This window comes from Mangrovimonas sp. ST2L15 (genome assembly GCF_001280515.1).
Taxonomy (GTDB): Bacteria; Bacteroidota; Bacteroidia; order Flavobacteriales; family Flavobacteriaceae; genus Mangrovimonas; species Mangrovimonas futianensis.
Window position 1 is genome coordinate 55,509 of the sequence record NZ_LBIQ01000030.1, and the last position, 23,973, is coordinate 79,481.

A 23,973-nucleotide genomic window follows, 5' to 3' on the forward strand; every position below is an offset into this window, starting at 1 on the left:
TTTTTTAGTCCTCGAATTCTTCTCTTAAGATTGCGATGACCTCTTTAATTGTTTCTTCTTCTAAATCTGTTCTCTTAACTAAATCTGAGATATCCAGTTCTAAAATACTTTTGGCGGTATCTAAACCAACCTTGCTAAATTCTTCTATAATCCAGCTATCTATTTCATCAGAGAATTCAGCTAATTCAACATCTTCCTCAGCTCCTTCTCTAAACACATCAATTTCATAACCTGTCAATTGACCAGCCAATCTAATGTTATGTCCTCCTCTACCTATCGCCTTACTTACCTCTTCAGGTTTTAGTACTGCTTCAGCGCGTTTATTTTCCTCATCAACTTTAATAGAAGTAACTCTAGCAGGACTTAATGCTCTTGTAATATACAATTGAACATTATTTGTGTAGTTGATAACATCAATATTCTCATTTCCTAATTCACGTACAATACCGTGAATTCTTGAACCTTTCATTCCTACACATGCTCCAACAGGGTCGATTCTATCATCATAAGAATCTACTGCCACTTTTGCTTTTTCTCCTGGGATACGAACCACGTTCTTGATGGTAATCAAACCATCAAACACCTCTGGAATTTCTTGTTCAAACAATTTTTCTAAGAACAAAGGTGATGTTCTCGACATGATGATTGAAGGTTTGCTTCCTTTCAATTCTACATTTTCAATAACACCTCTTACATTGTCTCCTTTTCTAAAAAAGTCAGAAGGAATCTGCTTTTCCTTTGGCAATATAATCTCATTTCCTTCATCATCCAACAAAATTACGGCTCTATGACGAATATGGTGCACTTCTGCCGTATAAATTTCACCAATTAAATCTTTAAATTGTTTATAGATATTGGTGTTATCATGCTCGTGAATCTTGGAAATCAAATTCTGTCTTAACGCCAAAATTGCTCTTCTTCCAAGATCTATTAGTTTCACCTCTTCTGACACATCTTCGCCAACTTCAAAATCGGGCTCAATTTTTCTTGCCTCAGACAATGAAATTTCTTGATTTGGATCTTCAACATCTCCATCAGCAACTACAATTCGGTTTCTCCAAATTTCCAAATCTCCCTTATCTGGATTAATAATGATATCAAAATTATCATCATCTCCAAATTTCTTTTTCAAAGCATTTCTAAAAACATCCTCTAAAATAGCCATCAAGGTCACACGATCTATTAGCTTATCGTCCTTAAACTCTGAAAAAGATTCTATTAATGCAAGATTTTCCATTCTCCTTTTGAATTAAAATTTTATCATAACTTTTGCTTCCTTTATATCTTGTAATCCTATTACAGCTTCCTTTTTAACAGTTACCTTTCCCTTTCCTACCGGTTTAGGCTCTCTAACCTTCCACTGAATAGTTATGTTCTCATCATTAGCCTCAGCTAATTTACCCTCAAATTGCCCTCCTTCATTCGTCTTAATCGCTAACTCCCTGCCAATGTTTTTTGCATATTGCCTAGGGTTAACCAACGGAGCAGTAGCTCCAGCCGAAGACACCTCTAATGAAAAGTCCTCTTCCTCACGGTCCAAATTATGTTCAACCGCCCTACTGGCATTAACACAATCTTCCACGGTAACACCTTGGTCCCCATCAATCACCACCATTATTTTGTTATCTTCTGAGATAGACATGTCAATCAAAAATAATTGAGGGTTTTGATCGAAGAAATTTTCTAATAATTTTTCTACTGTCGGCTTAAGCATTTTTAAGTATAAAAAGAGGGGACTTCCCGTCCCCTCATTGATTTCTTTTTCTTACAACGGTGCAAATATACAACATTTAAATTGAATTACATAATCCGTAAAATATCATTTTAATTTTTTACCTTTATAGTACACTTTCTACTAACACACTCACGAACTAATTATGAAAAAAATCTTAGTACCAACCGACTTCTCCAATGAAGCGGAACATGCCTTAAAAGTAGCCGCTCAATTAGCAAAAAGATATGATTCTGAAATCTATTTACTTCACTTATTGGAGATTCCTGTGCAACAGGTAGATACCCTAAATGTTCAAAGCGATTTCCCTGAAGCCATGTTTTTCATGAAGCTGGCCCATCAAAAATTTGAAGACATAATGTCAAGCTCATTCTTAGATGGCATTACAGTGCATGAAACTGTAGATTTTAATCAAAATTTCGCAGAAGTATCTAATGTGGCCAAAGAAAAAGGAGCCGACCTGATTGTCATGGGCTCTCATGGTTCTAGCGGATTCAAGGAAATGTTTATTGGATCAAATGCCGAAAAAGTAGTAAGAACTTCGGAAATACCCGTTTTGGTTATTAAAAACCAACATGACTCTTTTGAGGTGAATGATTTTGTTTTTGCATCAGATTTCAAAAATGATAACAAAGAAACTTACAAACAAGCAACCAAGTTAGCAAGAATGTTTGATGCAAAAATTCACTTGTTACTGGTCAATACAGCCAGCAATTTCCAAACAACCATAAAGGCTCATGATAGAATACATGATTTTATCAGTGAAGACACGTTTGAAAACTACACAATCAACATATACAATGACGAAACCATTGAAAAAGGAATTTTAAATTTTTCAAGAGAAATCAAAGCAGACCTCATTGGCATCAGCACCCATGGCAGACAAGGAATTGCTCACTTCTTTAATAGCAGCATCAGTGAAGATTTGGTCAATCATGCTAAAAGACCAGTCATGACGTTCAAAATAAAATAAGGACTTAAATCAAAAAAAGCCTTCGGAAAATCCGAAGGCTTTTTTGTTGGCCTACTAGGGCTCGAACCTAGACTCTTCTGAACCAAAATCAGACGTGTTGCCAGTTACACCATAGGCCATAATCTCAAAAGAGGTTGCAAATTTAAAACAAAGTTTCTTTTGAGCAAAAAAAAAATTAAAAAATAATTTAGACACCTTCACGTTACCTTTATGGGAAATACTGGCACTAGGCATCAATACTAACTTTTGTTAATAGGAATATAATACTTTCAGCTTATATATATTTATTGTTAAATTCGCCACATCTTTACAAACCAAGAATCTATGACACACTTCAACTTCAAAAAATGGAATACCATTTTAAGTTGGGTTTCTTTTGCAATCGCCCTTATCACTTATAGTTCAACTGTAGAGCCTACCGTAAGCTTTTGGGATGCAGGAGAATATATTTTAACCTCATCTAAATTACAAGTAGGTCACCCCCCTGGGGCCCCTCTTTTTCAAATGCTTGGAGCTTTTTTCTCCTTATTTGCCTTTGGAGATCCCACTAAAATAGGTTTGGTTATGAATTTGATGAGCGCCTTTGCCAGCGCATTCACTATTTTCTTTATGTTCAAATCCATTTCTTTATTACTACAGAAAATAGTCAAGAATCATGGAAAATTCACAGAAAGCAAACAATATACAGTTTTAGGAAGTGCCTTAGTTGGAAGTTTAGCCTTCGCCTTTACAGATTCGTTTTGGTTTAATGCTGTGGAAACAGAAGTATATGCCATGGCCATTCTTATCATGTCTGTCCTATTCTATCTTGGTTTACGTTGGGATAAAGACATGAATAAACCCAGAGGAAACAAATGGCTTATTTTAATTGCTTTCATAATAGGATTATCATTTGGGGTGCATTTTATGGGACTTTTAACGATTCCTGCAATAGGTCTTATCTATTATTTCAAAAATTACAAGACCATCACTATCAAAAACTTCATCATTGCAAATGCAGTCTCTATAGCCATCCTTCTATTTGTTTTTAAATTGTTAGCGCCAAATATTCTAAGGTTTTTTAGTGCCCTAGAAATATTCTCGGTAAACACTTTAGGTATGCCATTTAATTCGGGTACTATCATTGCTGGACTATTGATAGTCGCAGCCGTTTATTTGGGCCTAAAATATACAAGACAAAAAAATTATGTTCATTTAAACACGGCTATTTTAGGACTTACCTTTGTGATTATAGGATTCTCATCATGGATGATGCTACCCATAAGAGCTAATGCTAATGTGGTTATTAATGAAAATGATCCCTCTGATGCCAGAGAGTTATTAGCCTACTACAACTTAGAGCAATATCCTGAAACCCATTTGTTTTACGGCCCCCTTTTTACAGATCAATATTCAGGATTAGATGAAAACCATCCTTATGTAGATGATAAACCCAACTACGAAAAAGATGAGAAGGCTGGTAAATATGTCATCATTAATGATTGGAAGAATGCCAAACAAAATTTCAATCACAAACATGCTGCCATACTTCCTAGAATGTGGAGTCAGGAAAATGCCACCAATTACATGATTTATTCTGGGTATCTGGATTTTAAATTAAAGCCAGAATACCAAATGGAAAACAGGCTTCGTTCTGCCCTTACCAACTTCAAAAATGACGTAGCTCAAGGCATGGTCAACTATGAAGATTACCATAGCTTCCTTAAGCAATTTGGCCAATATATAGATGTGGAAAAACCCGATTTAGCATCCAATATCATCTATATGTTGGAATACCAATTGGGTTATATGTACTGGCGTTATTTTATGTGGAATTTCACAGGACGTCAAGATGATATACAAGGAAAATTAGATAACCATGGAAACTGGTTAAGTGGTATTACATTTATAGATGAATGGCATCTTGGTTACTCACAAGACAACCTACCCAGTGATGTAGAAAACAATAAAGCCAGAAACACCTATTATTTCTTACCCTTGATATTGGGGTTAATAGGCTTTTTCTTTTTGTTCAACAAAGACAAAAAGTTGTTTTGGGTCATGTTGGTATTCTTCTTATTCACCGGTTTGGCTATTCAATTTTACACCAACGTTAGACCTTTTGAACCAAGAGAAAGAGATTACTCGGTAGTAGGGTCTTTTTATGTATTTGCCATTTGGATTGGATTTGGTGTTTATGCCATATTTGACGCTTTAAGAACCAAATTCAAACAAAACTGGTTAGGTCCTGTTATTGCTGTGGCATGCTTAGTGCTTGTTCCCGGAATTTTAGCTGCCAACAATTGGGATGATCATGACAGATCACATAAAGAAACAGCTAGGGCCATGGCAAAAATGTATTTAGATTCTTGCGAGGAAAATGGCATCCTATTCTCCATTGGTGACAATGACACTTTCGCACTATGGTATGCTCAGGAAATAGAAGGCTACAGAACTGATGTTCGCGTTGTAAACACTAGCTTATTCCAAACTGACTGGTACATTGACCAAATGAAACGAAAAGCTTACGAAAGTGATCCTATCCCAGGCACTCTTCAGCATCATCAATACCAATATGGAACTCGGGATTATATTATGAAACGTTTGGTTTCTCAAGACACCATGGATATTAAAGATTTCTTGAACTTCATAACCAGTGATAACCCAAGAACTAAATTTAAATATATCTTACAGCAGCAAGGAGATGACCCAAGTTATTATCCCTCCCAATTAACAAATTCTAACTATTTCCCAGTGGAAAATGTTAGTGTTCCAGTAAACAAGGAAAATGCTCTAAAAAATGGAATTGTAAAGGAAAAAGATTCCGATAAGATAGAAGACACCTTGTACATTACAATAGACGATAATGCCATGTACAAAAACCGTCTGCTTATGCTTGACATTGTGGCTCACAACGATTGGAAACGTCCCATCTATTTCACTGGAGGAGCCTTTAGTAATCAAGACTATATTTGGATGAAGGATTATTTACAATTAGATGGTTTATGCTATAAATTGGTTCCTATTAAAACACCTGTTTCACAAGCCAATCCTTTTGATATGGGACGAATAGATTCCGATTTGATGTATGACAAGGTAGTTAAATGGGATTGGGGAAATAGTGGCGACCCAGATCTATATCATGACACCGAAACTAGAAAGAATTCCATAACCTATAGAGGGAATTTGGCTAGATTAATGGAAGAGCTTCTAATAGAAGGCAAAAACAAAAAGGCTGAGCAAATTGCCGATATCGCCATGGAAAATATGCCTGTAGATTATTTTGGTTATTATACGTTGCTTGAACCCTATATAGGAGCATATTATGAAGTTGGATCAAATGAAAAAGCGAGAGACCTATTTAAACAGGTAGCAACCAAATACCAAGAAAAATTAAACTATTTCAGTCAATTGGATATCGATCAACAATATGACCTGATAGAAGACATTGTGACCGATATTGAAAGATACAAAGGGATTATTGATTTGCTTCGTGACTATGACAAGGAGTTCTATGAAAAGGAGAGCAAGGTATTCTCCAATTATCTCAACTTATTCAGTCATTTTTACGACAGCGAACCATCGCCTGAAAGCAGTTTGGACAAGGACATTGTTCCTGAACAAACCCTAGACACAACAGCTATTGATTTAGGTAATTAGCAATGAATTTACTAAGTGCAAAACTTCCTCCTTTGGTCAAATCCATTTTTCCCAATTATGTTTGGGAAATGGAAACCACGGAGAAAGTTTTGTATCTTACTTTTGACGACGGTCCAACTCCAGATGTTACGCCATGGGTTTTGGAGACTTTAAAGCAATATGATGCCAGGGCGACTTTCTTTTGTATTGGCCATAATATTGAAAAACACCCCGATATTTTTAACCAAATTGTAAATGAGGGCCACCAAATTGGGAATCATACCTTTAATCATTTAAAGGGTTGGAAAACGGATTTGGACACTTACATTTCCAACGCAGTTAAAACAGAAAGAGAGATTGAAAAACATACAAACCTTTCTTCAAATCTTTTTAGACCCCCCTACGGAAGAATCAAAAAAAAGCAAGGAATGCAATTGATAGATATGGGCTATCATATCATTATGTGGTCTGTTATTTCCATTGATTGGGACAAAACGGTATGTGGTGAAACCTGTCTAAAGAATGTAACAAACAATGCGAAAGAAGGCAGTATTGTAGTTTTTCATGACAGCATTAAGGCTTCTAAAAACATGAAATATGCGCTTCCAAGAACATTAGAATACTATAGAGATTTAGGTTTTAGCTTTAAAGCTATTAGCTTTTAAAGGTATTCCTGAATAATACCTATTAGAGTATTTGCGTCTTGTTCACCACTATAACGCCACTTCATTTCACCATTTTTATAGATGATTAACGTAGGAAGACCTTTAACCCTTAAAGCTTCTGCAAGTTCTTGATTTTTCTCGACATCAATTTTAATCACTTTGGCTTTATCACCAAGTGCAGCGGCCACATCCCTGAGTACAGGGTGCATAGCAGTAGATTGATCGTTCCATTCTGTGAAAAAGTCCAATAGGACTGGAACATCAACATCTATTAATTCACCAAATTTTGACATACTTTGTACCATTTTAAGTCAATGCCTTGATGTAAATCTACACATTTTTTTTATATTTTGAATAACAGGCACTTATAATGGCCTGTTTTCAGCAGTCATTTAAAAATCCCTTAGCTATTTTGCTCTTTCCGCTTAAGTTCAATGACCGTTATTTCGGGCCAAATTCCAGCTCTACCAGGATATCCTAAATACCCCAACCCTCTGTTGACATTAATGTATTGACCTAATTCATTATAAACACCTGCCCAATATTTATAACGCCACTTAATGGGACTCCATTTCACCCAGCCCGGTATTTCCACTCCAAATTGCATCCCATGTGTGTGACCACTTAAGGTTAAATGGTAATGGTAAGGATCATGCAAGACCACATCTTCCCAGTGTGAAGGGTCATGACTCATTAAAATTTTAAAATCATCAGGTTTAACACCTTCAGACGCCTTTGTAAGATCTCCTTTCTTAGTGAATCCTCCTCGCCCCCAATTCTCAACACCTACCAAGGCAATTTTATCTCCATTTCGCTCTAAATATCTACTTTCATTAAGTAATAAGTCATACCCCATATCCTTATGCACCAGCTTTAAATCTTCTAGATTTTGATGCTTCGCCTCATTGCTTTCCCACTCAACATAATCCCCATAATCATGATTCCCCAAAACGGAAAAAACTCCATCCTTGGCCTTTAGAGACCCAAACAATGGTTTCCACCGATCCATTTCTGTAGCCGTATTATTTACCAAATCACCTGTAAACATAATCGCGTCCGATTCTTGCGCATTAATCATGTGTACAGCCTGCTGTATCTCCTCGTAATCTGTAAAACTACCAGAATGGATATCGCTAATTTGAGTAATTTTATATCCTTCAAAGCCCTGAGGTAAATCTTCAAAAAACAAAGTATGCTTGATAACCCTAAAATTATACTTTCCCTTATACATCCCATAAAGCAAAGATGCTACAGGTATAGCAGCCAATCCCATAGCTACTTGACTGATAAACTTTCTACGTTCTGGAAAATAGAAATCCTCCTTAGTTGTAAAAAACCGATCGTATAAGCTTGACACCCCTCTAAAAATATCTTCACCAATTAATATTGGAATCATCACAAGCAAAAAACTCATGTAGGTTAAAAGAAACCCAAAGGCATAACTTTTACCAGGAGTTAAAACACGACCTTGGGAAGGTAGGGTAAACTGATAAATAAAATTACCAAACACTAAAACCGCCAAAATAAAAAACAGAACATGTATCCAAGTGGCTTTGGTAATGGTTCTAATGGCTTGAAATCCATAAATGGTAAGTAGAAGGTAAACAACTATAAAAATTACCCAGCGAATCATAAGTACAATTTGAGCAAAGATAAAGGATATTGCATGCGAAGTATTTTAACAGGATGTTAAAAATCAACTATTTGGTTTCGATATCAAATTAACCATGGCTTTAACCTTTTCTGTAGAGGTCACCGTTAATGTATCTTTACTAAAAAGACCTTCGCCCTGACCTTCACCTATAATCATGGATGCCGAGGAATGAACCTCCTCAAACTCCATTTCTTTGAATTTTAAAATATTATCTTTATTAACTCCCGCTCCAGGCATAATCTTAATTTGGTTCAGACCCAGATCCCTTAATTGAGATAACAAGGTTATTCCCTCGAGGGCTGTGCTTTTTTGCCCAGAACTTAACACTCTGGTTACTCCCAAATCTATTAACTGCAATAAACTTTCCATTGGATTTGGAACCTCATCAAATGCTCTATGAAATGTAAACGGTAAATCACCAGATGCATCTATCAACTCCCTAGTTTGACTGACATTAATAGTACCATCCAAATGTAAAGCTCCAGAAACAATTCCAGAGCAACCCAGTTTTTTAAGCAACTGGATATCATTCAGCATCACATCTATTTCCTCTCGGGAGTAAACAAAATGACCGCTTCTAGGCCTTACTAATACAAATACTGGGATAGACAATTTATCGACTACCTGTTTCACAAGACCATAACTAGGTGTAATCCCACCTACTGAAAGCTCTTGACAAAGCTCAATTCGTTTAGCGCCTCCCAATTGGGCATTCTTTGCAGATTCAAAGGAATTTGCACAAACTTCTAAAACCATACTATTTCACTACAATTTCATCTATAAAAGTCCAAGCTTTGTTTCCTGCTCCTTGCTTTCCTTCGGGAATAGTACCATAATTGGGGACTATCAACTTAAAGCTTGTTGTTCTGATTTTTGGCTCTATTTTAAAATTTACTAGGACTCCTTCACTACTATTAACAGGATATGTAATTTGCTTTCCATTAGCTTCAAAAATAACTTCCTTTGGGGCATAAATCCATTGTCCTTGGCCATCATAAAATCTAGTTGATACAGAATCGATGTCAGTCTCCTCTTCAAAATTTATCATAATTTCTAAATCATCTCCCCAAAATCCTAACCATTCCTTATCACCATAACGTGTGCTGCTACCCCATATACCATTAACCAAACCATTTGCACCACTTCCCTGATAAGCTTTATGTGGTGACACATTCAATTCTATATGTTTTCCTACTGCTTTATGTAACCATAATTTTTGATGGAAATCGGATCCTACCTTTTCATCACCCCTAAAAACAGCTGCATGGATTTCCATATCTTTTGAGAACGGTATAGGCTGTTCATAAGTTAAGGATTCCTTATTAGGACTGCTGCCATCCAAGGTATATTTAATGATTTTACCATTTGTTAAAGTCTTCATTTCATAAACTGATTTTCCTTCATCCACTATTAAACCACCTTCAATATCATATAAATGATTCGCATAATGAATTCCCAAGGCATCCAATCTTTTATGAAAGTGTTCTATTCTTTGAACAAACCCCTTGTAATTCTTAAATTCAGGTTGCGTCCAAACAACTTCGCTTAACGCCAGTATTCTAGGAAAAACCATATATTCCACCTGTTTGCTATTGGGTATGTATTCCGTCCATAAATTACCCTGGGCTCCCAATATATGCTTACTCTCCATTTCATTCAATTCCTCTGGAATCGGCTCTAAACTATAAACTTTCTCCAAAGGTAAAAACCCTCCAATGGCTGTTGGCTCGTTACTTCCCTCGGACTGATAATAATCAAAATAACAATGGGATGAAGGCGTCATCACCACATCATTCCCTTGTTTGGCAGCAGTAATGGCTCCTTCAAATCCGCGCCAAGACATCACCGTAGAATTTGGCGATAAACCTCCTTCTATAATTTCATCCCAACCAATAATTCTTTTCCCTTTAAGACTTAAGTACTTTTCAATTCGTTTAATAAAATAACTCTGAAGTTCAAATTCATCTTTCAATCCCTCTTCTTGAATTCTTTTTTGGCAATTTTCACAAGCTTTCCATCTCGTTTTAGGTGCTTCATCACCTCCAATATGGATATATTCGCTAGGAAATAACTCCACCACCTCATCTAACACGCCTTTTAAGAATTCAAAGGTTTCATCGTTTGAACAAAAAATATCCTCAAAAACGCCCCAAGTGGTAGCCGTTTCTATGGAATTTCCGGTACAGCCCAATTCAGGATAAGCCGACAATGCTGCTTGAGCATGACCCGGCATCTCAATTTCTGGGATAACCGTTATATGCCTTTCTTTTGCATAAGCCACCACTTCCCTGATTTCTTCCTGAGAATAAAAGCCGCCATAACGTTCATTTTGATATTGAACCGGTTCATCATTGTAATGCCCTTTTAGGGTTTTATCTCTAAAAGCTGCTTCTCCCTGTAGTTTCGGAAACTTTTTTATTTCAATGCGCCACCCCTGATCATCTGTTAAATGCCAATGAAATTTATTGATTTTCAGGAGAGCCAGAGCATCGATATAAGACTTAATAAAAGATACAGGAAACATATGCCTACTTACATCCAAGTGCATTCCTCTATACTGAAATCGTGGCTCATCTATAATTTCTAAACAAGGTATAACAGCTTTAGAATCACTGAAAGTTCCATTTTCAAAAGAGACAGGAAGCAACTGCCTCAAAGATTGAACCGCATAAAAAGCCCCTTGGTCTGTAGCAGCCTTAATTACTATCCTATTTTTTGTTACATTTAATTGATATCCTTCTACACTTAGATTTTTATTTTCAACAAACTCAATTTCCTTTTCAGAAGAACTATTCAATTCCCAACTAGCGCCTTTCTCTATAAACGCTTTTAAATAATTTGAAGAACCTAAGAACAAGGTAGGTGACTTAATTCCAATTGTAGGATTCAATTCGAAAGCTCCTTCAGTGATTTCCAATTGGTTTGGTTGCGGAATGATTTGAGGTAAGATGACAACTTCCTGTTCTTTTTTACAGGAAAGTAAGCCTAACAAAAAAAGACAACTTGCCAAAAGTTTCTTGATATTCATTTTTACTATATTAGAAGCCTTAAATGTAGCAATCTAAATTTTAATGAAATTCAAATTTTCTCCTCTTTTTATTGTCGTTCTTTTAATTAGCAGTTGTCAAAAACCTTCATCATCAACAAATCCTGAAACAGAAGACCAAAACCTTACTTCCTATGTGAATCCGTTTATTGGAACTGGAGGCCACGGCCATACTTTTCCGGGTGCCACTCTTCCATTTGGAATGATGCAATTAAGCCCAGACACAAGACTAGATGGATGGGATGGATGTTCAGGATATCATTACTCAGACTCTTATATTTATGGTTTTTCACATACCCACCTAAGCGGAACAGGAGTTAGCGATTATGGTGATATTTTGTTAATGCCCACTACAAGTGTTCAATTCAACAATGGCTCTGATGGCAAACCCGGTTACAAAGCGCCTTTTACACATAAAAATGAAATAGCAACGCCAGGATATTATGAAGTTAAATTGGATTCTACAGATATTAAAGTGAATTTAACGGTATCACAAAGAAGTGGTATTCACCAATATCAATTTCCGAGTCATGACAATCAATATGTAGTTTTGGATCTGGAACACCGAGACAAGCTATTATCCCACGAAATCACCCAAATTGACAATAAAACCATTCAAGGACATAGGCATAGTGCCGCTTGGGCTACAGACCAACGTTTGTATTTTTATATCACTTTTTCCGAAGAAATTGCATCTATACAATACAATCAAGAAAATCAACCTACCAAGGCGGTTTTTGAATTCAAAAATCCAAACAATAATCCTGTTTATGCAAAAGTTGGCATTTCAGCTGTTGATGGGGATGGAGCAAGAAAAAACTTAGAGCAAGAAATAGGTCAAAAATCATTTGACGAAGTTAAATCTGAAGCTCAAAACTTGTGGGAAAGTCAATTACAAAAAATAGTAGTAAAAACACCTCATCAAGACGACAAGGTTAATTTTTATTCGGCGCTTTACCACACGATGATTGCCCCTAATTTATATCAAGATGTGGATGGTAGGTATCGAGGTATGGATTTAAAAATCCATCAAAATGAAGATTTTGACTACTATACTGTTTTTTCGCTTTGGGACACTTACAGAGCCACCCATCCGCTTTACACAATTATAGAACAGGAACGCACCAATGATTTCATCAATACATTTATTGCAAAAAATAAAGAGGGAGGTATCATGCCAATCTGGGACTTATCTGGCTGCTATACCGGTTGCATGATTGGTTACCATGCGGTTCCTGTCATTGCAGATGCCTATTTAAAAGGTATTCGAGGTTATGATGCAGATCAGGCTTTTGAGGCCATGGTAAATTCTGCCACTCAAGACCATTTAGGTCTCGACTCATATAAATCTTTTGCTTTTATTCCCGTGGAAAACGAAAGTGAATCCGTTTCAAAAACATTGGAATATGCTTATGACGATTGGACCATTGCCCAAATGGCCAAAGCCATGGGAAATGAAAGAGCCTATGAAGATTATCTGCAGCGGGCCCAATTCTACAAAAACATATTTGACCCAGAAAGCCAATTCATGAGAGGTCGTTTTAGAAATACCTGGTTTGCTCCGTTTGACCCTTATGAAGTAAATTTTAATTATACCGAGGCAAACTCATGGCAATATAGCTTTTATGTCCCTCAGGATATCTCAGGCTTTATGACCTTATTGGGCGGAAAAGAGGCTTTAGAAAAAAGATTGGATAATCTGTTTACAGCAAATGTAGAAACCTCAGGTAGGCAACAAGCAGATATTACAGGGCTTATAGGGCAATATGCCCATGGAAACGAGCCTAGTCATCATATGGCTTACCTCTATAATTTTGTAAACAAACCTTATAAAACCCAAGAACGCGTTTCTCAAATTTTAAACGAGTTATACAAAAATGATCCAGACGGTATTTCAGGCAATGAAGACTGCGGACAAATGAGTGCTTGGTATGTGTTTAGTTCCATGGGATTTTATCCCGTTACACCAGGCTCTAATACTTACATTATAGGAACGCCACTAATGGAAGAATCAACCATTCATTTAGAGAATGGCAACACTTTTACCATCATTGCTGAAAACCTCTCTAAAGAAAATAAATACATTCAATCGGTCCTTCTTAATGATACCTCCTTAGAACAAACATTTATCAATCATGAGGATATTACCAAGGGAGGCACCCTCAAGTTTACAATGGGAAATACCCCTTCAGAATGGGGAACTCAAGAAGGCAATCAACCGAAAACCTCTATAGACGAACACCTTATTGTTCCGGTTCCATTTATAGCTGAAGGAGATGTTGCCTTTAAAGGCGAAACATTAGTAGCTTTAAAGAGTGTTGATGTAAAGTCTAACATTTTCTATAGTGTTAATGGCATAGACTTTATTGAGTACAAAAAGCCTTTTAAAATCTCTGATAAAACTGAATTAAAAGTTTATGCAGAATCCCAAGGAAAAAGGAGTCCTATTGTTTCTACCCAATTTTACAAGATTGATCCAAATATTTCTATTCATTTAAAAAAACCTTACGCCAACCAATATAATGGCGGAGGTCAAAACGCACTCATCGACGGGATTTTTGGAACTCAAGATTTCAGAACAGGTGTTTGGCAAGGTTTCCATGAGAATGATTTAATAGCTACTGTCAATCTGGGATCAACTAGAACCATTAAGGAGATTGGCATAGGCTTCTTGGAAGACCAACGCTCTTGGATATTCCTGCCTTCAGAAGTAGAGTGCTTTGGGTCATTGGACGGCACTAAATTTGAAAAAATTGATACCAGTATCAACTTTGATTCTTCCACTCCCAAAGAAAATTCAAGCATCCAACGTATAACTTTTAAAACGAAACCAAAATCTTATCAATACATAAAAATCCACGCAAAAACGCTTGGTCAACTTCCTGAGTGGCATATAAGTCATGAAGATGGTCGTTCATGGCTTTTTGCAGATGAAATTAGTATCAATTAAATCCACAACCTTATCCCATGGATCAACCAAAATCTTATCGCTCCTCTTTTATCTTATTAACCATATTGTTCTTTTTATGGGGGTTTATTACTGTTTTAGTAGACTCACTAATCCCTAGATTAAGAGAGTTATTCACCTTAAGTTATTTTCAAGCAGGCATGGTGCAATTCGCCTTTTTTGGCGCCTACTTTCTTTTGTCTATCCCTGCCAGTTATATCCTATCCAAAATTGGATATAAAAAAGGAATTATATTAGGATTAATCACCATGGCTCTTGGATGCTTTCTATTTTATCCTGCGGCTTCCTACCGTGTTTTCGGTATTTTTATGTTGGCTTACTTTATTCTAGCTGGTGGTATCACCATTCTTCAAGTGGCCGCTAATCCCTATGTTGCCGTATTGGGAAGTGAAGAAACAGCTTCCAGTCGATTGAATTTATCCCAAGCTTTTAATTCTCTTGGAACTGCCATTGCTCCTGCCATTGGCGCCTTGTTTATTTTAAGTGATAAAATTAAAACCAAAGAGGAAATCGATGCTTTAGTTGGAGTGGCGAAAGAAAGTTATTTAAGTGCCGAGGCTTCAGCAGTTCAAACACCCTTTGTAGGCTTAGCTATTTTTATCTGTTTGATTGCGGTTTATTTCTTTTTCGCAAAACTGCCCAAGCTTATAAATGAAGAAGAAAAAAGTACCTACGGGGAAGCTTTAAAAGAAAAGAACCTGATGTTGGGCGTTTTAGGTATTTTCTGCTATGTAGGAGCCGAAGTAGCCATAGGAAGTTACTTAGTGAATTACTTTCTAGACATGAATTTGGTTTCTATTATTAATGAAAACGGATTTATGAAAAGTATAGCCGAAACCTTATTGAATTCTGGTTTAGCCGAAACAGACGACAAAGCCGTGGTAGGTGTTTTTGTAACCTTCTACTGGTCTGGTGCTATGATAGGCAGGTTTATCGGTTCTTATCTAACAACCATTTTTAACCCAGGAAAAGTGCTGTCCAGCTTTGCTATCATAACCATTTGTCTCATAGGTGTTTCCATAAGCACCACAGGGTTAATTTCCATGTGGAGTATTTTAGCCGTTGGGCTATTCAATTCCATAATGTTCCCAACTATTTTTACCTTGGCAATTGATGGTATCGGGAAACTCAAGCCGAAAGGTTCAGGACTCTTATGTACGGCCATTGTTGGTGGCGCCATCATTCCTCCTACATATGGCTTCCTTACGGATAATATTGGTTTCAAATGGGCATTATTATTTGTAATTTGCTGCTATGGGTACATTATGTATTATGGTTATAGAAATTCCAAAAAACAAATTGAAATATGAAACGAAGAGATTTCATTAAAAGTACATCACTAACCGGGATGAGTTTGGCCGTTGGATCAACTTTAATAGGATGTGAATCTAACACGTCCAAGGTAGCCTCACAAACAAATGAAAGCGTGGGAGCCCGTGAAAATGCATTCCCCGTCGTAGTTGCCACTTGGAATGTTAAAGAATCTACCGCCAAAGCCTGGGAGGTTCTTCAAGCTGGAGGTAAGGCACTTGATGCTGTTGAACAGGGATGCATGGTTGAAGAAGCTAATGAAAAAGGTCAATCTGTAGGGAAAGGAGGGCTACCCGACAGAGATGGACATGTCACTTTGGATGCCTGCATTATGAATGAAAATGGGGATTGTGGTTCAGTCGTTTATTTGGAAAACATCACCCATGCGGTTTCTGTGGCAAGAAAGGTGATGGAAGAAACTCCACATGTGATGTTGGCTGGTAAGGGCGCTGAACGATTTGCTTATGAACAAGGGTTCCAGAAGGAAGATCTCCTAACCGAATCTTCAAAGAAGGCTTGGGAAGATTGGAAAGTAAAAAGCGAGTACAAACCTATTATCAATATTGAAAATCATGATACTATAGGCATGTTAGCCATAGATCAAAATGGTGATATTTCTGGTGCATGTACTACGAGTGGATTGGCCTATAAAATGTCAGGACGCGTGGGTGATTCCCCTATTATAGGCTCTGGGCTTTTCGTCGATAATGAAGTTGGTGCCTGTGTAGCTACAGGATTAGGAGAAGAGGTTGTAAAGACCGTAGGAAGCTTTTTGGTAGTGGAACTCATGAGACAGGGAAAAACACCTCAAGAGGCTTGTGAAGAAGCCATTAGGCGTATCGTAAGCAAACCAAATAGCAATTATAAAAACTTTCAAGTAGGTTATATAGCTTTAAATAAAAAGGGCGAAACTGGATTTCATTCCATTCATAAAGGATTTACCATGACCAAATTTCAAAATGGTGAAAATGAGCAAATTGAATCAACTCATTATGTATAAAGATTAGAATTTTTATCGAAAAGTGCATTTCGTCGATGTTTTTTGATTCAAGATGCAGATAATCAAAAAGTTTCCGTGATTCAACTAATTTTTTTCATTTCAACCTATTAGGTAATGTTTCTTTGTTGCAGAAATTAATCAAACAAGCATTACAATCATGAAAAAATTAGTTTTCACTTTCATTCTAACAATAACCACTACGGCGTTTTACGCTCAAGAAGATGTTAAGAAAGAGTCACAGGATTTAAGTAATGATACCACAGAAGTTGTTGTAACTCTTGTTAAAAATACAGTTGCTCTAAAAAATAGCACTAAAAAGAGATTGTTGATTGAGTCTAACTTTGACAAGTCTTTATTCCTTTTCAGAGGAAGAAAATCTAAAAGAGAAAAACTTTGCTAGGACTCTAAAACCATTTGATTGTCCACTCCATCAATCTTTGTTTAAAATTCGAATAAGGAGGAAATAATAAACTTAAAGCCCCTCCAAGATACTGCTTCATAACCGATCTTTTATTTGAAAAGGTCTCAAAGCCATAATATCCATGGCTTTTCCCAATACCACTATTATTAACTCCTCCAAATGGCAAATGGTGATTTGCATATTGCAAAACGCTCGTGTTAATTGCCGTAGAACCAGCACGGGTATTTTTAATGATTTTTTTTGAATTCCTTTTTTTGGACGTATAAATATAAAGTGCCAAAGGTTTTTCTCTCGAGTTCACATAATTGATGGCTTCATCCAATTCTTTAAATGTTTTAATTGGGAGAATAGGCCCAAAAATTTCCTCTTGCATGAGACCAGAAGAATCCGATAGATTTGAAATCACTGTTGGTTCAATAAACCTCTCCTCCATTTGATAATCCCCTCCAATATGAATATTTGACTCGTTTGTTTTAGCTTCTTCAATCAAAGCAGTTAATCTTAAAAAATGTTTTTCATTAACTGTTCGGCTGTAATCTGGAGAAGATTTAATGTCTTTTGAATACATGTCAGTTATTTGATCTGCCAATTCTTGCAAAAATGCCTCTTTAACTGATTCCTGAATAAATACATAATCTGGAGAAACACATATCTGTCCATTATTTAAAAATTTCGCCCATGCAATTCGTTTGGCCGCAGTTTTTAGGTTGGCCGTTTCATCGACAATGGTTGGAGACTTCCCTCCCAACTCAAGAGTTACTGAAGTTAAATGCTTTGAAGCTGCTTCCATGACTATTTTTCCAACAAAGGGAGAACCCGTAAAAAAGATATGATTAAAAGGTAACTGTAATAAATCTTTTGAAGCTTGCGTTTCACCTTCCACTAATGCCACTTCCTCCTCATCAAAAATCTCATTTATAATTTTTGCCATCACCCTTGAAGCATGTGGTGTCATTTCAGATGGTTTCAAAATCACAGTATTACCCGCAGCAATGGCACTAACCAAAGGCCCAAAAGTTAAATTAACAGGAAAGTTCCAAGGTGAAATAATTAGGCAAACCCCTTTAGGTTCATGTCTTACCCAAGATGTAGTTCCCCAAAGTGATAATGGTGTCTTTACTCTTTCATTTTTCATCCACTTTTTCAGATGCCGCTTAACGTACTTGATCTCCCCAATTACCGGATAGATTTCGGTCAAATCAGTCTCTAAATATGGCTTTCTAAAATCTTCATAAAGGGCTTTTTTGATTTCCTCCCTATAGGTAAGCTCTAGGGCATGTTTTAAAGCACTGAGCTTTTTGATTCGTTCCCTATAAGAGGTATTCCCTACATTAAATTGATATCCCTTTTGCTTATTGAAAAGTGGTAGATATGGATTTTCCACAACATTGATGTTTATAATCAGAAAAATACAAATTGTAATTTAATTAATATTAGATACCCATCTAGTTTTTGTAGTTTTATATCCTTACAAATACGCGACTATGTCTGATAAAAAACGATTATTTCTAGTTGATGCCTATGCCCTAATTTTCAGAGGGTATTATGCATTTATAAAAAACCCAAGAATCAACTCCCAAGGCATTGACACCTCTGCCATCATGGGATTTATGAATTCCCTACTAGACGTAATAAAAAGGGAGCGACCAGACCATTTGGCCGTTTGTTTTGACAAAGGAGGAAGTGCTGACAGAGTAGAAATGTTTGAAGCCTATAAAGCCAATAGGGATGAAACTCCAGAAGCTATCAAAATTGCGGTTCCATATATTCATGAAATCCTAAAAGCAATGCACATCCCTATCATGGAAAAGGAGGGTTTTGAGGCGGATGATATTATAGGAACCCTCTCCAAACAAGCCGAGGAGCAAGGATACCAAACTTTTATGGTGACTCCCGATAAGGATTTTGGCCAATTAGTAACGGAAAACACTTTTATGTATCGTCCCAAATCCTTTGGAGGCGGATACGAAATTTGGGGCATTCCAGAAGTGCAAAAGAAATTTGAAGTTGAAAGACCTGAGCAAGTCATTGACTTTTTGGGAATGATGGGTGATGCCTCCGACAATATACCTGGCTTACCGGGTGTGGGCGAAAAAACTGCCAAAAAGTTCATACAACAATACGGGAGTATGGAAGCTCTTTTTGAAAACACCCATGAACTTAAAGGGAAGATGAAGGAAAAGGTGGAAGCCAATAAAGAATTGGGGTTACTCTCCAAGAAATTGGCAACCATCATGCTTGATGTGCCAGTAACTTTTGATTACAAAGATTTTGAAATGTCAGAGCCCGATATTGAGGCTGTAAAAAACATTTTTCAAACGCTTGAATTTAGAAGATTAACAGAGAATTTCATCAAAACATTTGCTTCAGAAAAAGAGGAGGCTCTTTTTGATAAACCGAAGCAAGAAGACGTTACCAAAGTCAAAAAGCCGGCTTCAGCGGGATCTGGACAATTTTCATTGTTTGGTGGCGATGAGGAAGATGTTGCAAATTCTACCAACACGTTTACCCGAAGCACTTCAGAATCTATATCCCATTTTTATCAAAGTATCGCAACACCCAAAGCTTTTCAGTTGTTCTTTGAAAAATTAATGAAACAATCATCTGTCTGTTTTGATACTGAGACCACAGGATTGGATCCCTTAACAGCAGAATTGGTTGGGATTGCCTTCTCTTGGGAAGCAGGAAAAGGATTTTACCTTCCCTTTCCAGAAAAAAGGGAAGAAGCACAAGAATTAATTGAAAAATTACGCCCCTTTTTTGAAAATGACCAAATTGAAAAAATTGGTCAGAATCTAAAATACGACATTAAGGTTTTAGCCAAATATCAATTAGAAGTGAAAGGAAAACTGTTTGATACCATGTTGGCCCATTACCTTATTAATCCAGATATGAGGCATAACATGGATGTGTTAAGCGAGACCTATCTTAACTATACTCCTATTTCCATTGAAAGTCTAATTGGAAAAAAAGGAAAAAACCAACTGTCCATGAGGGAAGTCCCTCTAAATAAACAAACCGAATATGCCGTTGAAGATGCCGATATTACACTGCAATTAAAGCAACATTTTCAGAATGAATTAGGAGAAGCAAACACCCAAACTCTTTTTAATGATATTGAAATACCACTGTTAAGAGTTCTTGCAGCTATGGAATTAGAGGGAATCAATTTAGATTGTGACTATTTGAAGACCCTTTCTGAAGCATTAGAAAAAGACATTAAGAGTTTAGAGGAACGCATTTATAAAGAAGCAGGAGAAACCTTTAACATTGCCTCCCCAAAACAGCTAGGGGACATTTTATTTGATAAAATGAAGTTGGTTGATAAACCCAAGAAAACGAAGTCTGGTCAATATAGTACTGCCGAAGATGTATTGAGTTACCTAGCCAAAGATCACGAAATCATTCAGGATGTATTGGAATATAGAGGACTAACCAAATTAAAGAGCACTTATGTAGATGCCCTACCCCTTCAAGTGGAAAAAAGCACTGGAAGAGTACACACAGACTATATGCAAACCGTAGCGGCCACTGGTAGATTGAGCAGCAATAACCCGAACCTTCAAAACATACCTATCAGAACTGAACGAGGAAGACAAGTAAGAAAAGCATTTATTCCCAAAAATGAGGAATTTACACTTATGGCCGCAGATTATTCCCAAATTGAATTGCGTATTATTGCGGCATTGAGTGAGGAAGAAACGATGATTGAGGCCTTTAATCATGGTGAAGACATCCATGCCTCCACCGCCGCCAAGGTATTCAATGTCGATATTAAGGATGTGACTCGAGAACAGAGAAGCAATGCGAAAACTGTTAACTTCGGAATCATTTATGGGGTATCTGCCTTTGGTTTGAGCAATCAAACCGATCTATCCAGAAGCGAAGCTAAGGAACTCATAGACACCTACTATGAAACCTATCCTAAATTAAAAAGTTACATAGGCAAACAAGTTGATTTTGCGAGGGATCACGGTTATGTGCAAACCGTTTTGGGAAGACGTCGTTATTTAAAGGACATTAATTCTAGAAATGCCGTAGTTCGTGGAGCAGCAGAAAGAAATGCCGTTAACGCACCCATTCAAGGAAGTGCAGCAGACATTATCAAATTAGCTATGATTGCCATCCATAAAAAATTGAAGGAAGGCCAATTTAAAACAAAAATGCTCCTTCAAGTTCATGACGAATTAGTATTTGATGTTTACAAACCTGAACTGAAAGATATAAAAGAACTCATCAAGTATGAGATGGAAAATGCATTTAAGATGGCGGTCCCTCTTGAGGTAGAAATCGACACTGGAACAAATTGGCTAGAGGCACATTAATGTATTTATTATACAACCTCCCTAATGACTCATTAAAGCCTTCATTAAAAATAAATCGAAGGCTTTTTTATACTCGTATTCAAGATTATGATTCGAAAAGTATACTTTTGCCTACCAGTGTTCCCAAATGAAATTTAAACTAGATAAATTTGTTTTAGCTATTATAACGGTGGTTATTATAGCTTATTTTTTTCCAGATCTGGCTAAAGAAGATAGCACTATAAACTTGGGTAGAATAGGCAGTATTGGTATTTCATTTATTTTTTTCTTTTACGGTTTGAAATTAAGCCCTAAGGAAATCGCTTCCGGCCTTAAAAACTGGAGACTACATGTATTAATTCAAGCTAGTACTTTTTTACTGTTCCCTTTATTGGTGCTTCCATTTAAACCGCTTATTTCAACTGAAAATGAAACCTTGTGGTTGGCATTTTTGTTTTTGGCGGCACTCCCATCTACGGTATCTTCATCTGTGGTAATGGTCTCCATAGCAAAAGGCAATATTCCTGCTGCCATTTTTAACGCCAGTATTTCTGGATTAATTGGTATAGTTGTGACACCGCTTTGGATTGGATTGTTCCAAAATCAAAGTAATTCTGATTATGATTTAGGGAAAATTTACCTCAAATTATTAACTGAAATATTACTCCCAGTTTTTATAGGTTTGATCCTCCATCGCTTTCTAGGGAAATTCGCCAAGAAGAACAGCAAGTACTTGACCCTTTTTGATAAATCGGTTATTCTCCTTATAATATATAAGAGTTTTTCTGAATCTTTTCTTGGGAAAATTTTTGAATCCGTTAATTTCATGGATTTGATTCTTATTTTTTGTTTGGTGATCACCATCTTTATAATAGTCTATTTAACCATAGGGAAAATTTCAAAATGGTTGGGTTTTTCAAAAGAAGATCAAATAACAGCCAAGTTTTGTGGCACTAAAAAATCACTAGTACATGGAACCGTTTTCTCAGATATTCTATTTCAACACACTTCGGCCATCGGAATCATATTTTTGCCTTTAATGTTATTTCACGCCATCCAGATTTTCATCATCAGCATCATAGCTAATAAATTATCCCAACACAGCATAGAATAAAATTAAAAATATCACAATAATCGTTATAAGAAACCTAGTTTAACCTTGGAATTGAATCACGCGCACCAGAAGACCCTAAAAATATTTTTAAAACATCCTTGAATAATCTTCTTTATACCAAACTTTTACCTTAAAAACAAGCCTTTCTAAAAAATAAAACCATACTATTTGGTAATCAGCAAGATTATCGTAAATTTGCAAACTCTTTTTAGGAGAGGAATGTTTAATTATTAAATTTTAAAAGTGTGGACACATTAAGCTACAAAACAGTTTCAGCAAACAAAGCCACTGTAAACAAAGAGTGGGTTTTGGTTGATGCTGAAGGACAGTCTTTAGGTCGCTTAGCTTCTAAAGTTGCAAAACTTTTAAGAGGTAAGCACAAGCCTAACTTCACGCCACACGTTGATTGTGGGGATAACGTGATTGTTATCAACGCGGAAAAAATCAACTTAACCGGAAACAAGTGGACGGAAAAGGTTTACCTACGTCATACAGGTTATCCAGGTGGGCAAAGAAGTTTAACCGCTACCGAAATGTTCGCTAAAGATCCAGCGAGATTGGTAGAAAAATCAGTAAAAGGAATGTTGCCTAAGAACAAATTAGGGGCAAATTTATTCCGTAACCTTAGCGTTGTTGTTGGTTCAGAGCACACTCACGAAGCTCAAAAACCAAAAACAATCAATTTAAACGAATTTAACTAATGGAAGTAATTCACAAAATTGGCCGTAGAAAAACGGCTGTTGCACGTGTGTATGTTGCCCCAGGAAAAGGGAACATCACGATTAACAAAAAGGACTTGGCTATCTACTTTCCTACTGCTACATTACAGTACAAAGTAAATCAACCTCTAGCCATGACCAACAATGATGGCAACTTTGACATTACTGTTAATGTCTATGGTGGTGGTATTACTGGTCAAGCAGAAGCAGTTCGTTTGGCTCTTTCTCGTGCTATGTGCGAAATTGATGCTGAAAACAGAACTATTTTGAAACCAGAGGGATTATTGACAAGAGATCCAAGAATGGTAGAGCGTAAGAAATTCGGTCAGAAGAAAGCTCGTAAGAAATTCCAGTTCTCTAAACGTTAATATATTCCGCTTGATTTGGGATATCATCCAGAATTACTCAAATCATTATATAAAATTAAATTATTAACCGTTTTTGTTGT

18 protein-coding genes and 1 tRNA gene are annotated in these 23,973 nt (G+C 36.6%); 11 read left to right on the forward strand and 8 right to left on the reverse strand.

The window, feature by feature from the left end; genetic code table 11:
* Positions 1-4 precede the first annotated feature (4 nt).
* The gene (gene nusA, locus ZA07_RS04185) at positions 5-1,237 is read right to left on the reverse strand and encodes a transcription termination factor NusA (RefSeq protein ID WP_053970485.1); all 1,233 of its coding nucleotides are present in this window, start codon (positions 1,235-1,237) and stop codon (positions 5-7) included.
* Between the two features lie 12 nt (positions 1,238-1,249).
* On the reverse strand, positions 1,250-1,714 hold the full coding sequence (gene rimP / locus ZA07_RS04190; protein WP_053970486.1) for a ribosome assembly cofactor RimP: 465 nt from the start codon (positions 1,712-1,714) through the stop codon (positions 1,250-1,252).
* 163 nt (positions 1,715-1,877) lie between these two features.
* Here rimP and ZA07_RS04195 point away from each other — a divergent pair, with 163 nt between their 5' ends.
* Positions 1,878-2,705 (forward strand): universal stress protein, encoded by an 828-nt coding sequence (locus tag ZA07_RS04195; RefSeq protein WP_053970487.1) that lies wholly within the window; start codon positions 1,878-1,880, stop codon positions 2,703-2,705.
* Positions 2,706-2,751: 46 nt separating this feature from the next.
* Here ZA07_RS04195 and ZA07_RS04200 read toward each other — a convergent pair.
* A tRNA-Gln gene (locus ZA07_RS04200) sits at positions 2,752-2,824 on the reverse strand.
* A 205-nt stretch (positions 2,825-3,029) separates the two neighbouring features.
* Between ZA07_RS04200 and ZA07_RS04205 the strand changes: the two genes are divergently transcribed.
* Together ZA07_RS04205 and ZA07_RS04210 are read left to right on the forward strand one after the other, a co-directional pair.
* Positions 3,030-6,344, forward strand: a complete 3,315-nt coding sequence (locus ZA07_RS04205) for a DUF2723 domain-containing protein (protein ID WP_053970488.1) — start codon at positions 3,030-3,032, stop codon at positions 6,342-6,344.
* A gap of 2 nt (positions 6,345-6,346) precedes the next feature.
* On the forward strand, positions 6,347-6,988 hold the full coding sequence (locus ZA07_RS04210) for a polysaccharide deacetylase family protein (RefSeq protein ID WP_053970489.1): 642 nt from the start codon (positions 6,347-6,349) through the stop codon (positions 6,986-6,988).
* Here the strand turns inward: ZA07_RS04210 and ZA07_RS04215 are convergent.
* The 4 genes from ZA07_RS04215 to ZA07_RS04230 all read right to left on the reverse strand — a co-directional run bounded on the left by ZA07_RS04215 (position 6,985) and on the right by ZA07_RS04230 (position 11,670).
* Entirely contained in the window at positions 6,985-7,281 is a 297-nt protein-coding gene (locus ZA07_RS04215; RefSeq protein WP_053972038.1) for a co-chaperone YbbN, read from the reverse strand. The genes ZA07_RS04210 and ZA07_RS04215 overlap by 4 nt on opposite strands.
* Positions 7,282-7,391: 110 nt before the next feature.
* The gene (locus tag ZA07_RS04220; protein ID WP_053970490.1) at positions 7,392-8,621 is read right to left on the reverse strand and encodes a metallophosphoesterase; all 1,230 of its coding nucleotides are present in this window, start codon (positions 8,619-8,621) and stop codon (positions 7,392-7,394) included.
* A 63-nt stretch (positions 8,622-8,684) separates the two neighbouring features.
* On the reverse strand, positions 8,685-9,398 hold the full coding sequence (locus tag ZA07_RS04225; protein ID WP_053970491.1) for a copper homeostasis protein CutC: 714 nt from the start codon (positions 9,396-9,398) through the stop codon (positions 8,685-8,687).
* 1 nt (position 9,399) lies between these two features.
* A complete protein-coding gene (locus ZA07_RS04230; RefSeq protein ID WP_053970492.1) occupies positions 9,400-11,670 on the reverse strand; it encodes a beta-N-acetylhexosaminidase in 2,271 nt (756 codons plus the stop codon).
* A gap of 43 nt (positions 11,671-11,713) precedes the next feature.
* Between ZA07_RS04230 and ZA07_RS04235 the strand changes: the two genes are divergently transcribed.
* From ZA07_RS04235 to ZA07_RS04250, 4 genes are all read left to right on the forward strand, one after another.
* Positions 11,714-14,638 (forward strand): GH92 family glycosyl hydrolase, encoded by a 2,925-nt coding sequence (locus ZA07_RS04235; protein WP_053970493.1) that lies wholly within the window; start codon positions 11,714-11,716, stop codon positions 14,636-14,638.
* 17 nt (positions 14,639-14,655) lie between these two features.
* Positions 14,656-15,966: a sugar MFS transporter gene (locus ZA07_RS04240; protein WP_053970494.1), complete on the forward strand. Its 1,311-nt coding sequence runs from the start codon at positions 14,656-14,658 to the stop codon at positions 15,964-15,966.
* Complete coding sequence (locus tag ZA07_RS04245) at positions 15,963-16,967, forward strand: isoaspartyl peptidase/L-asparaginase family protein (RefSeq protein WP_053970495.1); 1,005 nt, start codon at positions 15,963-15,965, stop codon at positions 16,965-16,967. Before ZA07_RS04240 ends, ZA07_RS04245 begins: the two co-directional genes overlap by 4 nt.
* A gap of 157 nt (positions 16,968-17,124) precedes the next feature.
* Complete coding sequence (locus ZA07_RS04250; protein ID WP_053970496.1) at positions 17,125-17,367, forward strand: hypothetical protein; 243 nt, start codon at positions 17,125-17,127, stop codon at positions 17,365-17,367.
* Positions 17,368-17,371: 4 nt separating this feature from the next.
* Here the strand turns inward: ZA07_RS04250 and ZA07_RS04255 are convergent, their stop codons facing one another.
* Positions 17,372-18,772 (reverse strand): aldehyde dehydrogenase family protein, encoded by a 1,401-nt coding sequence (locus tag ZA07_RS04255; protein WP_231628627.1) that lies wholly within the window; start codon positions 18,770-18,772, stop codon positions 17,372-17,374.
* 100 nt (positions 18,773-18,872) lie between these two features.
* Here ZA07_RS04255 and polA point away from each other — a divergent pair, with 100 nt between their 5' ends.
* The 4 genes from polA (at position 18,873) to rpsI (ending at position 23,893) form a co-directional block, all read left to right on the forward strand.
* Positions 18,873-21,713 carry a DNA polymerase I gene (gene polA / locus ZA07_RS04260; protein WP_053970498.1) on the forward strand — a complete coding sequence of 947 codons (2,841 nt, stop codon included), beginning with the start codon at positions 18,873-18,875 and terminating at the stop codon, positions 21,711-21,713.
* Positions 21,714-21,840: 127 nt separating this feature from the next.
* Positions 21,841-22,806 (forward strand): bile acid:sodium symporter family protein, encoded by a 966-nt coding sequence (locus ZA07_RS04265; RefSeq protein ID WP_053970499.1) that lies wholly within the window; start codon positions 21,841-21,843, stop codon positions 22,804-22,806.
* Between the two features lie 245 nt (positions 22,807-23,051).
* Positions 23,052-23,507, forward strand: coding sequence for a 50S ribosomal protein L13 (gene rplM, locus ZA07_RS04270; protein WP_053970500.1), 456 nt, complete (start codon positions 23,052-23,054; stop codon positions 23,505-23,507).
* Entirely contained in the window at positions 23,507-23,893 is a 387-nt protein-coding gene (rpsI, locus tag ZA07_RS04275; RefSeq protein WP_053970501.1) for a 30S ribosomal protein S9, read from the forward strand. The genes rplM and rpsI overlap by 1 nt, the downstream gene beginning before the upstream one ends.
* The last annotated feature ends 80 nt before the right edge of the window (positions 23,894-23,973 follow it).